Source organism: Vibrio scophthalmi (genome assembly GCF_040869025.1).
Taxonomy (GTDB): Bacteria; Pseudomonadota; Gammaproteobacteria; order Enterobacterales; family Vibrionaceae; genus Vibrio; species Vibrio scophthalmi.
The window spans coordinates 114,826-128,123 of the sequence record NZ_CP134271.1; the positions used below are offsets into that span (position 1 = coordinate 114,826).

Here is a 13,298-nt window from a genome sequence, read left to right on the forward strand (position 1 = left end):
TTTTGTGAGCCTCTATTGATTCGCTTAGAGGCTCAATTATGTTTGAGTTTTCTCATACTGAACCTCTGCGTATTGACCCACTTCACTCTCTTCTACCTACTCTCTCTTTTATTCTCATTCAAGGTAAATCCCATAATTTCCCAAACGAAGATAAAGCCTGTGACACACGTGTAGTGCTGTGATTATCGTTTGTGATAAAGTGCGGCTAACTGGATTAGAACAACTATGATATAGGTTAAGAAATGTCGTCTGATTACAATGGTTCGAGCGCTGCGTATGCTCGCCAAGAACAAGGTTACCGTGAAAAAGCGTTAAAACTTTACCCTTGGGTTTGTGGTAAATGTGCTCGTGAATTTGTCTACTCAAACTTACGTGAACTAACCGTTCACCATGTTGATCATGACCATACCAATAACCCTGAAGATGGCAGTAACTGGGAACTCTTGTGCCTATATTGCCATGACCATGAGCATTCGAAATACCTTGATCATGACCGTTACGGCGTCGAAGCAACTGCACGTCTTGATGACCATGTTGGCGCAACGCATAACCCATTTGCTGATCTCGCCAAGATGATGAAGAAATAACGCTATAACGAACGCGTCTTCAACAAAGTCTTTAAAAGAAAAGCCTCTAAAAGAAAAGTCCGCCTATCAAAGAGCGGACTTTTTTATTTGAGCGCTATTCCATTTAAGCGCGATAAGACAACACTCAAAGATGGCTGGATAGCCCTAAATCGTTAGTTCTCATTTAAAGTAAAACGAGAGCTCTTGGCAATGCCAAGATTCAGAGCGGTTTTCATATCGAGTTGATCACTCACTAACGCGAATAAAGCCGCTTCACTTAATAGCAATACGGATTCTGCGCTGAGGGATCCCCTCATAATTTCCCCAAAGCACAACCATGTTTGAATAGATTTTGAGCAAGCAGGGTTGCAGCCGCGAGCAAGTCTTCCCTCGTTATTGTGTAGCCAGAATGCCGCAAAACTTCCATCCCTAAGCGCACTGTTGAGAGTACATTTCGATTTTTGACAGTGTTAGCTTGGAAGTGCTTATCCCAACCTTGTTTCTGACCATGAACTCCAGCAAGCCAAAATGTCAGTTGAAGCATTAGGGCGATTAGCAGCATGATATCAAAGCGCTCTGAGCTGCTAGTTCGGCTATGACGGAGGCCTAAACCGTAGGCTGGGCTTTTCAAGTCTCGGAAGGTTTCTTCAATTTGCATACGCTTCGAGTAGAGCCTAACAAGTTGCTTTGGTGTTCGGATTTCAACGGGCAAGTTAGTCGCTAAAACCCATGGTTCTTTTGTCGAAGCGGAGTAGATTTTAGGTGACGGATGATGACAATTAGTCCGTGTCGAACGCTGATTTTTTCGGCCTTTAGGACGTGATTTATACAGTGCAATTTGACATGAAATTGGGTTGCTCTTAGTCAACCTCTTATAGCCTAAAGTCTTTGAGCGACTTGAGGATATGCTATGTAAGTTGCTGATAGGTTGCCAGTTTTCCGCACCTAAATCTGCATATTGCACTTTCCCTCTGACTCGACTTAACCAGTACCAACCTAGCTTTTCAACGGATTTATACCATGGCACTTTAAAGCCAGCATCACTGACAATGAGCGGTGTAGTGTTACTCGGTAGAATGCTTGCAAGGTCGGCTAGAAATTGGTCATGAGCCTTCTTTGAACATTGCTCTGAAAGCGGAAAGGCTTTCTCATAAAGAGTAATAGAACGACCATGTAGTGCCACCGAAGCCCGCAATACCATAAGCCGTTTTTGCTCACGAATATCAGACCAGTCAACAAGAACAATGGGCATCGAATTACCTGAACAGATAAAGCTGGCATGCCAACGGTATACAGCGAGTCGCTCTTTGTGCAAGTGACGATTACCTAACAATCTGTCGATTCGTTTGATGTTATGTTTTGTTCTGGCTTTCGTTGGCAGGTTACGACCAAGTTCGGTAAGAGTGAGCGTTTTACATTCAAGTAATGCGTGGCAAGCCAGCGTTAAACTGTTGAGTCGTTTTAAGTGCAATTCAGGGCAGAATTGGTAAAGAGAGTCGTGTAAAATATCGAGTTCGCACATCTTGTTGTCTGGTTATTGATTTTTCTCAGAACCATTTGATCACATGACAAGATGTGCATCTACCTTAAATTTATGATTTTTATCAAAATCATTAGGGGATTCCTCAGGATTCTGCGTCATCTGCAGGAGAAGTGTGAACTTCAATCTTTTCTCCTTGCTCAATCCGAGACCAAAGATGGCTATCGGTTAAGTATATATATTGAACCGCCTCAAGTGAGTCACTATGCTGCTTAACCATCAGCTGTAGCCACCAACTCGCTCGCCTTAAGCCTTGCTGACCATTTAATGTTTCCACTCGTTTTAACTGTTGGCTATTTAACGCCGAAGACGTCGCAAACGCGACGTCCAACGAGCCCGGAACACTTTCACTAAAAGGATTGATAAATTGACCATCATAGGAGCAAGCAGACAGAGGAAAACTTGCGCCTAAGCTTACTCCCAAGATTATCAGACTTAACATCCTTGCAGTCAGTTTCGATTTCATCATGGCTTCATCTCAAATCATATTGAATACAACCGTAATTAGTCATCCGCTATGGCGTCACAATATTGAACCAGAAGTTAAACGTATCCAGCATACCAACAAAATTCTGGAACACTTCTTTGTCTCCTTTTATCTGGATCTGACCATCCGCTATCGCTTTTTCAAGGGTAATAACACCCAATTGAACATTATCAAGCGCTTGCTTGGTTAGAGTGATTGTGACATCCGGATCGTCGCTCAATTTGGTGGTGTGATTAAGTACTGAGTTTTCAATATAGAGCGTGTATTGCTCATCAAGGTCACTAAAATCGATGTTGATGGTGTAATCTTTACCCGCCGCTTTTTCAGGTAATAGTCGTACAGCCAAGTAATCAAACAGCATTTCTGGTGGCATATTTTTGATGATATCTGGAGAGGCCGTATTGGTTCCCCCTGCTGACGGCGTACCATTTCTTAACTCATAGGCACCTTGTAAATAGACCGAACGCCAAGGGCCAGACTCGGCTTGATAACCTAACTGTTCATAGCTATCGGCAAGTAGTGCTTTGGCTTTTTCATTGTTTGGATTGGCAAACACGGCATGCTTCATCACTTCCGCAACCCAACGATACTCTCCTTTCGCAAAATCTTGCTTAGCCTTTTCTAAAACGGCCTCTTCGCCACCCATATATTGCACATATTTAATCGCAGCTTCCGTTGGTGGTAAATTATTAAGGTCTGAAGGGTTGCCGCTATACCACCCCATGTAACGCTGATAAACAGCACGGCTATTATGGCGAAGCGTGCCGTAGTACCCACGAGTGCTCCAATTTTGTTCGATCTCCGCTGGGAATTGGATCATCTCTGAAATTTCAGAACCGATATAACCTTGGTTCATTAAGCGCACCGTTTGATCATGGGTATATTTGTACATATCTCGCTGACGTTTAAAGTATTCAACGATCTCTTCTTGCCCCCACATTGGCCAATGGTGGCTTTGGAATTTCACTTCAACGTCATTGCCCCACATTTCGATGGTCTCATTCAAATAAGATGACCACTTCAATGCATCACGAACCTGAGCGCCTCGTAGCGTCAAAATGTTGTGCATGGTATTGGTGCTGTTCTCTGCCATCCACAGTGCTTTTTTCTCTGGTATCCAAGTATTGATTTCCGTGGGAGCTTCCGTACCTGGCGTGTATTGAAACACCATTTTCACGCCATCGATAATATGCTCTTCACCGGTTTTTTCGATGATCAGTGTTGGTCGAATTAAAGTAGGCAGACCTGTTGAAGTGGTTTGCCCTAACCCGCCATTCACACCACCTTGTTCATTTCTGGGCAGTAACGCGCCATACATATAAATGGCTCTTCGCCCCATCGCGTTACCAGCAATCACATTTTCAGATACGGCATGCTCGGTAAAACCATGCGAAGCGACAATTTCCACCTTGCCCGCTTCAACATCCGCCTCATCGACAATTCCCCTTACACCACCAAAATGGTCAATATGACTGTGGCTATAAATCACGGCAGTGACAGGGCGCTCACCCAATTGCTCATTGATAAATGCTAATGCTGCTTTCGCGGTTTCTTGAGAGATCAACGGATCAAAAACAATCCAGCCTGTCTTACCTTCAACAAAAGTAATATTCGATAAGTCATAACCTCTAACTTGATAGATACCATCGGTGACCTTAAACAAACCATTGATGACGTTAAGTTGAGCATTACGCCACAAACTAGGGTTAACACTGTCCGGCGCTTTAGCATCTAAGGTAATAAATTTTTTGTATTCTTCTAGATCCCAAACAACGTCGCCCTGTTCATTCTTTATCGTCACCACATCTTGCGTGGCAATCAGCCCTTTCTGGGCGCGTTCAAAGTCTTTGGTATCATCGAATGGCAAGCTTTTATACAACGCTTGATTGGTTTCAATGGTCGCTTGAGTTGCAGGCTTAGACTCGGTAGAAAAAGCCCCTGTCGATATAACCATCGCCACGAGCGAAATGGTGAAACGCAGCATAATTCATCCTTATATTATGGAGGTAACTCATATCAAACCTAGTTAAGGCAATAGCGATTTTCAATAATTCAAATTAATAACGTTGCATAAGCGACAACCATTATTTAACGAAGCGGTTGTTTTTATCAGCAGAGAAGCTCAGTAGAAGAACAACCATTGGATCAAGTTAACATCATCGATATTTGAAATATAAACAATCACTTAAATAATCATAAAATCCCAACTAACTACCTTTTTTGTGGCATGATTACCACCATTGCATATGAGTGTGTAATAGACGCCTAAATAAACTGAACTCTCCTACTAAAAGCTAGATAACGACTATGACGGAAATGACGGAACAACCGCAAAACATCGATGATCTTAATATCAGCGACAAATGGAAACGTCGCTTTAAGCTGTATGAAAAGCTCAATGCTGATAGCCAAGGCCGCGACACCTTTGTTAAAACCGACACGTTTAAACAATTTACGTGGCGCGAGAAATACAGCATAACCAGCAACCTTTGGGCATTCTTTGGTGGATTTATCTATTACTTCATCAAGGGCATGCATTACAAAGGCGCGATGATCCTGACCTTCACAATGTTGTGGGCGATGGCTTTAGGCTTGATTGATTTCTTTGTCGGAATTCAAATTCCCGATTCGACTTACTGGATTGGACCAGGGGCACTTTGCTCGATGCTGGCGAGTTTAGATTATTATCGTAAAGTGCGGTGTAGTGAAATAATGTGGCGCTCTTGGCCAAGTTATTTCCACAAAAAGAGCAGCGTGATTACCTGCGCAATTGCATCGGTTGCCCTTAATTTTGGCTCTGTGGCTTTTATCTTAGATCACGAGTACTACACCGATGCAGTGGTTGATGCCAAAGAAGCGGTACAAGTGAAATGTGGGCTAAACCGCATCTACGCGCTGCCCTCAGAGGTAGAGATCCTTGGTGAGCAAGGTCTGTGTAGTTTGCTTGACTAGCTGGCTTGATGAACATCAGCTTGCTCGACTAAATAGAGTGACAACCTTTCATCACCAGTTTTTACGAGGTTTTAGCCAAGCTAAAGTTTTCACCAAATTAAGGTTTTCGCCAAGGTAAGATAGGTACGGCAAGTTCCTATCTTAGTTTGTTTTTCTACAGCCCTTTTTTTCGAGTAAAGTACCTTGATCAAAAGCCAGCGGTTCTAAGCCATCAAATGCATGCGGCAATGCAACTTTAGTCAGTTGATTACATGAAAATGCACCGCGTTCGATACGAGCCACTGAAGTCGGAATATCAACATGAGTCAGTCGGTTATTCGAAAACGCCGATCTTGCAATGACTTTCACTTCATCTGGTAGCGTTACATTCTCAAGCTTATTATTAGCAAAAGCCCTTTTACCAATGCGATCAACACCATCAGGAATCACGATCGTTTTCAGCTGATTATCATGAAACGCTTCCTCGCGAATACTGGTCACTGAATTGGGAATCGCCACATAGGTGAGCTTATTCTCCGCAAAAGCACGGGTAGGTAGCGTTAAGAGAGAGCGAGAAAGAGTCAAGCTGGTGAGTTTATTATCCAAAAAAGCACCCAACTTAATGACTTGTACCGTATCAGGGATCACCAAGCTAGTTAGTCGATTATAAGCAAACGCTTTTTGTTCAATGTTTTTAACGGATGACGGGATAACCACGTGAGTGAGTTTATTTTCCACAAACGCGAGTGGACCAATCACGCTCACCGAATCTGGAATCATCACACTGGTTAACTGATTATAAGCAAAGGTTTTTGTTTCAATTGTCGTGAGGGATGACGGAATGGTGACATGCGTGAGTAAATTTTTCGAAAATGCACTCTCTTCTATTCGAGTTACTGACTGAGGGATTGTGATTTTCGTTAGTCGGTTGCGACGAAACGCTTGCTCGCCAATGTGCACAACCGTGTTGGGAAGATTCACATCCGTTAATTCACGGTTGTAAAAGGCTTCCGCGCCAATACGTTTAACGGCAACGCCCATCAACTCATCCGGGATGGTGATATTTTTAAATTCAGCATGATAGTGCGTTATCGTGCCAGTATGTCGATCGAAGGTGACGTCATCTTCCGTGATTTTATATGAGCTATTACAGCCAAATAAAGTGAGCGATACAACCAAGATGGCTATCCGTGCTCCAATACTATTTTTCAACTTCATCTTTAGTAATCGCGCTGTTCGAAACACAATCAATGTTAATCGATACATTACGCGGCATAATCCAACCGTTCAAGACACTAGAATGTACCTGAAAACCACCGTTATCGCACACCAAATTAACATTCACGACATCAATTATTGACCTGCATCATCATATGCAAGATGGCTGGTACATATCTTAACCAAAACGCCTTCTACCAAACAGAGAGTTACGCTGTTCGGCATTTCCTCCCCGATTCCCGTCACCACTAACATTCCTTTTTAAGGCAAAAAACTCAAGGCATACGATAGCATAGCCGCTCTGGGCGACTCTTATGCTAAAATAGCCCCATCAGCTATATAAATGACATCTCATTTGTTTACCTGACGGCAGTGAATTTGTCCTGCCTTGATTATCTAATGAGGTTATAAAAACATGAGCAAATTAAGTTCAGCTGAACGCAAAGCGCGTGATAACGAACGTTTTTCACAACGAGTGAGTGAACGTCGCGAAAAAGGTGAAGATATCGTTGCGTATGCGCTTACGAATAAAAAAGCGGTGAAATTTTTGACTAAGTCAGAAAAGAAAGCACTGAATGAACGTAAAGCGGCTCTACAAGAAGAACTCAAACTCAAAGAGCAAGAAGAGCTAAAAAGAATTGAAGAATCGTTTATGGTAGATCCAAACGAAGACTAAATTTTTACCCTACTCAGTTTGTGAACTCTTCGCTTTCTGGGTAGGGGTTATCGTAAAAACGTAGGTAAATCCCTAACTATGTATTAGTAAAAACACGCATTAGTAAAAATGTTATTGCTAATATCGCGACACAACCCGCCAGCCAAGCTTTACGCAGTAGTTCCTTTCGTCCAACAACCTCAACAACTTGAGCAATCAACATTCGCCGCTTAATACATTGACTTAGGCAAAGCCACCAACCAAAAAAAAGAGCCAACACGCCCGCTATTGATAACCCGCCCAACTTCAAAATCAGCAAACAAACCGACGTAAATACAAGACTACTTCGCGTCCAAGCCAATTGACTTCGCTCACGCTGTAAGCCTATATCCCGCACAATCCCTTCACTTATACGTTCGCTCATATAAGGGAGAGCCCGCCAAGCACACCACTAACCAAAACCACTACACTGGTGAGTAGTAGCAAGCTTTTACTGTAGTGGAAATTACCTGCCAATCGCATCGCTTTCTCGTTTTGATACCAACGTAAAAATGCCCAAATAGCGCAGAATAAAGCAATAATGGCCAGCAACGGTGACAACCAATCGATATAACTCGGCACCATCGCTAATGAATGACTAGCAAGTATATCTAGCCCAATCGCAGTCGCCAAAAAGGCTAACGCCGTTCTAATCCACGCGAGGAACGTGCGCTCGTTAGCCAGTGAAAATCGGAAGTCTGGATCTTCGCCCATTTTCATCGTTTATTTATCCTGCTGAATATTACGTATTGTTGTCAGCGCAGTATTCATGCTGACTTGGTCAATCAAAGTATTAAGTTTGAAATACAGTACATCAAACGCAATCATCTGTAATAACTGCGAGGTTACCATTCCCAGTTGTTCATGCGTTTCACTGTAGCTATAAGGAATAACATGGTCAGACAATTGGGCGACTTTGCCGCGGCCATACCGCGTTAGCGCGATTACTTTTGCCCCACCTTCTCGCGCCTTCTCAATTGCGGTAATCACCTCTTGGCTATTACCACGGGCGGAAATAACCAGTAACACATCGCGCTCAGTCAGTAAGGACGCTTGCACAATTTGCGTATGATAGTCCGGATTGAAATGAACATTTAAACCGGTTCGGATCAACTTATGATTAATGTCTGATGCAACTAAAGCAGAAGTGCCGATGCCGGTAAGAACAATTTTACCGCTGCCCAACAACAATGCCGCACACTTATCAATCATTTCTGGCTCAATCAAGCACAGTGATTGTTCAATCTTTTCAGTAAATAAGCGCTTCGATTTTTCGACAATATCGAGCGTCGAATCTGACAACGATATTTCTTGATAAACTTGTGGCGATTGTTGTGATGCGATCTGTTGCGAAGCGCCTGCTAACTTAAGTTTTAGATCAGGAAAACCCGAACAGCCAAGACTCTTAGCAAAACGAATGATCGAAGAGTCACTGATGCCTAATGTTGCGCCCATCTTAGTGGCGCTTTGGCGAGCTAAATCAAAATTCTGCTCAATAATGAATTGCGCGATTTTCTGCTCATTCACATTGGCTGAATATTCTAGTGCCTTGACCTTATTGATCAGAGTGTTCATTCGTTCCCTTATTCACAAAGCCTAACTTTTTATCAAAGTGTAACATTATGAAATTATATAATTAATCGGGACGCCGCTTCAACGAAACCGCGTCCCAGAGGGTTACTCTTTTGGTTCAGTAAAACCAAGCATCAATGACGCGATAAAGCCGACCACACACGCACTGAGAACCGCGAGCAAAAAGTGAATAATTTGCCCTTCACCAACCAACGGAATCAGTGACAAACCGGCCGTACCAAACGGAATAATAATCCCGACTTTAAACGCCGCCATCACCGCACCACCAGCAAAACCGCCAATACAGCCTGCTATAAATGTTTTACCGAGTGGCAGAGAAACGCCGAACAGCAGTGGTTCACCAACACCAAGAACCCCAACAGGTAGCGCACCAGCAATGGTTTTCTTCAAACGTTGGTTTTTGGTTTTAATGTAAACATAAGCCGCTGCACCCACCTGCCCCATTCCACCCATTGCGAGAATTGGGAACAGATAGTTCAAACCAAAGGTTTCTAGAATTTGCGCATGAATTGGGATCAAACCTTGGTGTAAACCAGTCAACAATAAAAATAGAAAACCACCACCCAGCACACCGCCAACCGCAACAGAACCGGCAGAATCATTCAACAGCGCGGCAGAAACTAGGTTACCCAGCCACATGTTCACCGCATGCGCTATCGGCTGAAGAATGATAAGCGCGACAGCTGACGAAACTAAGATCGTAATTGTCGGGGTAAAAATAAGATCGAGACTTTCTTTGCAATGGCTTCTAAACCACAGTTCAAACTTAGATGAAAATACACACACAAGAAGAACGGCGAACATACCACCACCGCCAGGTACCAAGGCATTACCAAATAGTTCAATATTGGCCAAGCCTGGGCTAGCAAGAATTGCCGCCATAACTGCACCAATGGCAGGTGATGCTTGCAGCTCTTTCGCGGTATTCATGCCGATCATCACTGATAACACGGCAAACACCGCTCTACCGACAATGTTGAACAGATCAAATATATCAGCATGTAAAGAAACAAAGTCAGGTGAGACCAGTTTGAATATATTGACTAAACCAAGCACCAAGCCACAACCAATCAACGCTGGAATAGTCGGCACAAAGATGGCCGCTAAGGTATTCAGCGCCTTACGAACCGTCATCGGTTGCTGCTCAACGCTGTCGCTCGTTGGTGACACACCACTCTTGTTCATTCGCTTATTCAACACACCCACTACTTTCGCCGCCGTACCCATACCAGCGATAATCTGAAATTGCTCGCCAGCATCGACAACGCCTTTAATTCCTTCCACACGGCGTAATTCTTCTTCATTAAATAAAGAACGATCTTTTAGCACAATGCGTACGCGTGTCATGCAGTTGGTTAACGTTGCCACGTTTTCAAAACCACCGATGTATTTTTCAATACCATCCGCGATCACTTCCAAGTGTTCTATTTTATTCGCCATACGACTATCCTTGCTGCAACTGCTGTTTTAGAGAACGGAAAGGTTGCGCAGCGAGCTCTATTGCTTCTTGCGCGGGGATATCCAATGAGTGGTACAACACCGCTGCACGAACGTTATAGCCAACAGCGGTGAGTAAATCTTGGGCAATGAGTTCATCCACTTCACAGATTTGAGCGACCATATGCTTGGCTCGAATACGGAGCTTTTCATTGCTGGCTTTCACATCAACCATCAAATTTCCGTGCACTTTACCGAGCTGAATCATCACTGCAGTACTGATCATGCCCAACAACATTTTCTGCGCTGAACCGCTCTTCATTCTTGTCGAACCGGCCAAGACTTCCGGCCCAACATCTGGTGCAACGGATAAATCAGCAAAGTCACAAATCAAGCCATGCCCGCGAGTCGTGAGCGCCACTGTTTTCGCGCCAATTGAACGGGCATATTTCAAACCTGCGATAACAAAGGGAGTTCTACCACTGGCTGCGATACCAAGGACAACATCATGCTCATTTAGCCCGCGAGAACGCAATTCATTCGGTGCAGACTCCATGCAGTCTTCAATATTTTCGACGGCTTGAAGCATCGCTTGCATACCACCAGCAATCACCGATTGCACCAAATTTGGATCGGTTCCGAATGTAGGGGGACACTCGGCCGAATCCAATACGCCAAGGCGGCCACTGGTGCCAGCACCGACGTAAAACAATCGACCGCCTTGTCTCATTTGTTTGGCAATTAAGGTCACGACAGCACTCACTTGCGGTAACGCTTTACGTATTTCAGTAGGTACTTGCATATCATGCTGGTTGAGTAATGAAAGCACTTCAATCAGCGGTAATTCAGAGAGCATTTGAGTATCTAAGTTTTGCTCTTTATTGATGGTGATAGACAGATCGTCCATACCGTTCTCCGTTGAATTTCGACATGATTAATATATACAAATATCGAAACTCGACAATTGACGTTATTGTTATTTGTGATAATTATCACTAGCAAAAACAAACCACCGCCTTTAGTCGCGCAATAAAAAACCTAAACTTCAACAACTTGAGGGTTAACATGTCTATTTTAAGGTAGAGAAAAACAAGTGAGCACCGTCGAGAGTCGACATCGAACCATCTAAAATTCCGCTTATTTAATAAGCATAATCTTAAATAGCGATGCAACTCGACATAAAATAATGACTACTTAGCATCACCAAACGACGTGACTTCATCGTCGGTTAGATAACGCCATTGCCCTTCGGCAACATCCAACTGAATCTTACCGATTTTCTCCCGATGCAAAGAGACGACGCGATTGCCCACCGCTGAAAACATCCGTTTCACTTGATGGAACTTACCTTCGGTAATGGTTAGTAACACCTCTTTTGGCTCAACAACTTCTAATTTGGCAGGTCGCGTCAGTTCCGTTTCACCTTGCAGGTGTATTCCTTGTTTAAAGCGGTCTTCAACATCTTCCGCTATTGGGCGGGATAAACCCACACGATAAACTTTTTCGCACTCTTTGGTTGGAACCGTAATATTGTACGACCAACGACCATCATCAGTGATCAGTACCAAGCCCTGAGGGATCCCCTCATAATTTCCCCAAAGCACAACCATGTTTGAATAGATTTTGAGCAAGCAGGGTTGCAGCCGCGAGCAAGTCTTCCCTCGTTATTGTGTAGCCAGAATGCCGCAAAACTTCCATCCCTAAGCGCACTGTTGAGAGTACATTTCGATTTTTGACAGTGTTAGCTTGGAAGTGCTTATCCCAACCTTGTTTCTGACCATGAACTCCAGCAAGCCAAAATGTCAGTTGAAGCATTAGGGCGATTAGCAGCATGATATCAAAGCGCTCTGAGCTGCTAGTTCGGCTATGACGGAGGCCTAAACCGTAGGCTGGGCTTTTCAAGTCTCGGAAGGTTTCTTCAATTTGCATACGCTTCGAGTAGAGCCTAACAAGTTGCTTTGGTGTTCGGATTTCAACGGGCAAGTTAGTCGCTAAAACCCATGGTTCTTTTGTCGAAGCGGAGTAGATTTTAGGTGACGGATGATGACAATTAGTCCGTGTCGAACGCTGATTTTTTCGGCCTTTAGGACGTGATTTATACAGTGCAATTTGACATGAAATTGGGTTGCTCTTAGTCAACCTCTTATAGCCTAAAGTCTTTGAGCGACTTGAGGATATGCTATGTAAGTTGCTGATAGGTTGCCAGTTTTCCGCACCTAAATCTGCATATTGCACTTTCCCTCTGACTCGACTTAACCAGTACCAACCTAGCTTTTCAACGGATTTATACCATGGCACTTTAAAGCCAGCATCACTGACAATGAGCGGTGTAGTGTTACTCGGTAGAATGCTTGCAAGGTCGGCTAGAAATTGGTCATGAGCCTTCTTTGAACATTGCTCTGAAAGCGGAAAGGCTTTCTCATAAAGAGTAATAGAACGACCATGTAGTGCCACCGAAGCCCGCAATACCATAAGCCGTTTTTGCTCACGAATATCAGACCAGTCAACAAGAACAATGGGCATCGAATTACCTGAACAGATAAAGCTGGCATGCCAACGGTATACAGCGAGTCGCTCTTTGTGCAAGTGACGATTACCTAACAATCTGTCGATTCGTTTGATGTTATGTTTTGTTCTGGCTTTCGTTGGCAGGTTACGACCAAGTTCGGTAAGAGTGAGCGTTTTACATTCAAGTAATGCGTGGCAAGCCAGCGTTAAACTGTTGAGTCGTTTTAAGTGCAATTCAGGGCAGAATTGGTAAAGAGAGTCGTGTAAAATATCGAGTTCGCACATCTTGTTGTCTGGTTATTGATTTTTCTCAGAACCATTTGA

General features: G+C 43.7%; 14 protein-coding genes and 1 pseudogene. 3 read left to right on the top strand and 12 right to left on the bottom strand.

The window, feature by feature from the left end:
- The first annotated feature begins 242 nt into the window (after positions 1-242).
- A complete protein-coding gene (locus RJD38_RS00390) occupies positions 243-587 on the top strand; it encodes a YajD family HNH nuclease (protein WP_005594896.1) in 345 nt (114 codons plus the stop codon).
- A 152-nt stretch (positions 588-739) separates the two neighbouring features.
- Here the strand turns inward: RJD38_RS00390 and RJD38_RS00395 are convergent, their stop codons facing one another.
- The 4 genes from RJD38_RS00395 to RJD38_RS00410 all read right to left on the bottom strand — a co-directional run bounded on the left by RJD38_RS00395 (position 740) and on the right by RJD38_RS00410 (position 4,577).
- The gene (locus RJD38_RS00395; RefSeq protein ID WP_367971379.1) at positions 740-883 is read right to left on the bottom strand and encodes a hypothetical protein; all 144 of its coding nucleotides are present in this window, start codon (positions 881-883) and stop codon (positions 740-742) included.
- On the bottom strand, positions 880-2,088 hold the full coding sequence (locus RJD38_RS00400; protein ID WP_032073033.1) for an IS4 family transposase: 1,209 nt from the start codon (positions 2,086-2,088) through the stop codon (positions 880-882). Before RJD38_RS00400 ends, RJD38_RS00395 begins: the two co-directional genes overlap by 4 nt.
- Before the next feature lie 103 nt (positions 2,089-2,191).
- On the bottom strand, positions 2,192-2,575 hold the full coding sequence (locus tag RJD38_RS00405) for a hypothetical protein (RefSeq protein ID WP_367971380.1): 384 nt from the start codon (positions 2,573-2,575) through the stop codon (positions 2,192-2,194).
- Between the two features lie 46 nt (positions 2,576-2,621).
- Positions 2,622-4,577 (bottom strand): alkyl/aryl-sulfatase, encoded by a 1,956-nt coding sequence (locus tag RJD38_RS00410; RefSeq protein WP_065545220.1) that lies wholly within the window; start codon positions 4,575-4,577, stop codon positions 2,622-2,624.
- 323 nt (positions 4,578-4,900) lie between these two features.
- Between RJD38_RS00410 and RJD38_RS00415 the strand changes: the two genes are divergently transcribed.
- Positions 4,901-5,545: a DUF2628 domain-containing protein gene (locus RJD38_RS00415; RefSeq protein WP_005594890.1), complete on the top strand. Its 645-nt coding sequence runs from the start codon at positions 4,901-4,903 to the stop codon at positions 5,543-5,545.
- A gap of 141 nt (positions 5,546-5,686) precedes the next feature.
- On the opposite strand, the gene RJD38_RS00420 is transcribed toward RJD38_RS00415, so the two are convergent.
- On the bottom strand, positions 5,687-6,742 hold the full coding sequence (locus RJD38_RS00420) for a leucine-rich repeat domain-containing protein (RefSeq protein WP_040757893.1): 1,056 nt from the start codon (positions 6,740-6,742) through the stop codon (positions 5,687-5,689).
- A gap of 415 nt (positions 6,743-7,157) precedes the next feature.
- Between RJD38_RS00420 and RJD38_RS00425 the strand changes: the two genes are divergently transcribed.
- Entirely contained in the window at positions 7,158-7,418 is a 261-nt protein-coding gene (locus tag RJD38_RS00425) for a hypothetical protein (protein ID WP_005594887.1), read from the top strand.
- A gap of 76 nt (positions 7,419-7,494) precedes the next feature.
- Here the strand turns inward: RJD38_RS00425 and RJD38_RS00430 are convergent, their stop codons facing one another.
- The 7 genes and pseudogenes from RJD38_RS00430 to RJD38_RS00460 all read right to left on the bottom strand — a co-directional run bounded on the left by RJD38_RS00430 (position 7,495) and on the right by RJD38_RS00460 (position 13,259).
- Positions 7,495-7,821, bottom strand: a complete 327-nt coding sequence (locus RJD38_RS00430; RefSeq protein ID WP_065545218.1) for a DUF202 domain-containing protein — start codon at positions 7,819-7,821, stop codon at positions 7,495-7,497.
- A complete protein-coding gene (locus RJD38_RS00435; protein ID WP_065545217.1) occupies positions 7,818-8,156 on the bottom strand; it encodes a YidH family protein in 339 nt (112 codons plus the stop codon). Before RJD38_RS00435 ends, RJD38_RS00430 begins: the two co-directional genes overlap by 4 nt.
- Positions 8,157-8,159: 3 nt before the next feature.
- Entirely contained in the window at positions 8,160-9,011 is an 852-nt protein-coding gene (locus RJD38_RS00440; RefSeq protein ID WP_065430231.1) for a MurR/RpiR family transcriptional regulator, read from the bottom strand.
- Between the two features lie 102 nt (positions 9,012-9,113).
- Positions 9,114-10,469 carry a PTS transporter subunit EIIC gene (locus RJD38_RS00445; RefSeq protein WP_065430230.1) on the bottom strand — a complete coding sequence of 452 codons (1,356 nt, stop codon included), beginning with the start codon at positions 10,467-10,469 and terminating at the stop codon, positions 9,114-9,116.
- 4 nt (positions 10,470-10,473) lie between these two features.
- Positions 10,474-11,373, bottom strand: a complete 900-nt coding sequence (gene murQ, locus RJD38_RS00450) for an N-acetylmuramic acid 6-phosphate etherase (protein ID WP_065430229.1) — start codon at positions 11,371-11,373, stop codon at positions 10,474-10,476.
- A 283-nt stretch (positions 11,374-11,656) separates the two neighbouring features.
- A pseudogene (locus RJD38_RS00455) lies at positions 11,657-12,040 on the bottom strand (pseudouridine synthase); the annotation flags it as partial.
- Between the two features lie 10 nt (positions 12,041-12,050).
- Positions 12,051-13,259, bottom strand: coding sequence for an IS4 family transposase (locus RJD38_RS00460; RefSeq protein ID WP_032073033.1), 1,209 nt, complete (start codon positions 13,257-13,259; stop codon positions 12,051-12,053).
- Positions 13,260-13,298: the final 39 nt, after the last annotated feature.

Excerpts from the sequence above, each read along its gene's own strand:
- RJD38_RS00390 (WP_005594896.1), top strand. The coding sequence starts at position 243 with ATGTCGTCTGATTACAATGGTTCGAGCGCTGCGTATGCTCGCCAAGAA.
- RJD38_RS00395 (WP_367971379.1), bottom strand. The coding sequence starts at position 883 with ATGAGGGGATCCCTCAGCGCAGAATCCGTATTGCTATTAAGTGAAGCG.
- RJD38_RS00400 (WP_032073033.1), bottom strand. The coding sequence starts at position 2,088 with ATGTGCGAACTCGATATTTTACACGACTCTCTTTACCAATTCTGCCCT.
- RJD38_RS00405 (WP_367971380.1), bottom strand. The coding sequence starts at position 2,575 with ATGATGAAATCGAAACTGACTGCAAGGATGTTAAGTCTGATAATCTTG.
- RJD38_RS00410 (WP_065545220.1), bottom strand. The coding sequence starts at position 4,577 with ATGCTGCGTTTCACCATTTCGCTCGTGGCGATGGTTATATCGACAGGG.
- RJD38_RS00415 (WP_005594890.1), top strand. The coding sequence starts at position 4,901 with ATGACGGAAATGACGGAACAACCGCAAAACATCGATGATCTTAATATC.
- RJD38_RS00420 (WP_040757893.1), bottom strand. The coding sequence starts at position 6,742 with ATGAAGTTGAAAAATAGTATTGGAGCACGGATAGCCATCTTGGTTGTA.
- RJD38_RS00425 (WP_005594887.1), top strand. The coding sequence starts at position 7,158 with ATGAGCAAATTAAGTTCAGCTGAACGCAAAGCGCGTGATAACGAACGT.
- RJD38_RS00430 (WP_065545218.1), bottom strand. The coding sequence starts at position 7,821 with ATGAGCGAACGTATAAGTGAAGGGATTGTGCGGGATATAGGCTTACAG.
- RJD38_RS00435 (WP_065545217.1), bottom strand. The coding sequence starts at position 8,156 with ATGAAAATGGGCGAAGATCCAGACTTCCGATTTTCACTGGCTAACGAG.
- RJD38_RS00440 (WP_065430231.1), bottom strand. The coding sequence starts at position 9,011 with ATGAACACTCTGATCAATAAGGTCAAGGCACTAGAATATTCAGCCAAT.
- RJD38_RS00445 (WP_065430230.1), bottom strand. The coding sequence starts at position 10,469 with ATGGCGAATAAAATAGAACACTTGGAAGTGATCGCGGATGGTATTGAA.
- murQ (WP_065430229.1), bottom strand. The coding sequence starts at position 11,373 with ATGGACGATCTGTCTATCACCATCAATAAAGAGCAAAACTTAGATACT.
- RJD38_RS00460 (WP_032073033.1), bottom strand. The coding sequence starts at position 13,259 with ATGTGCGAACTCGATATTTTACACGACTCTCTTTACCAATTCTGCCCT.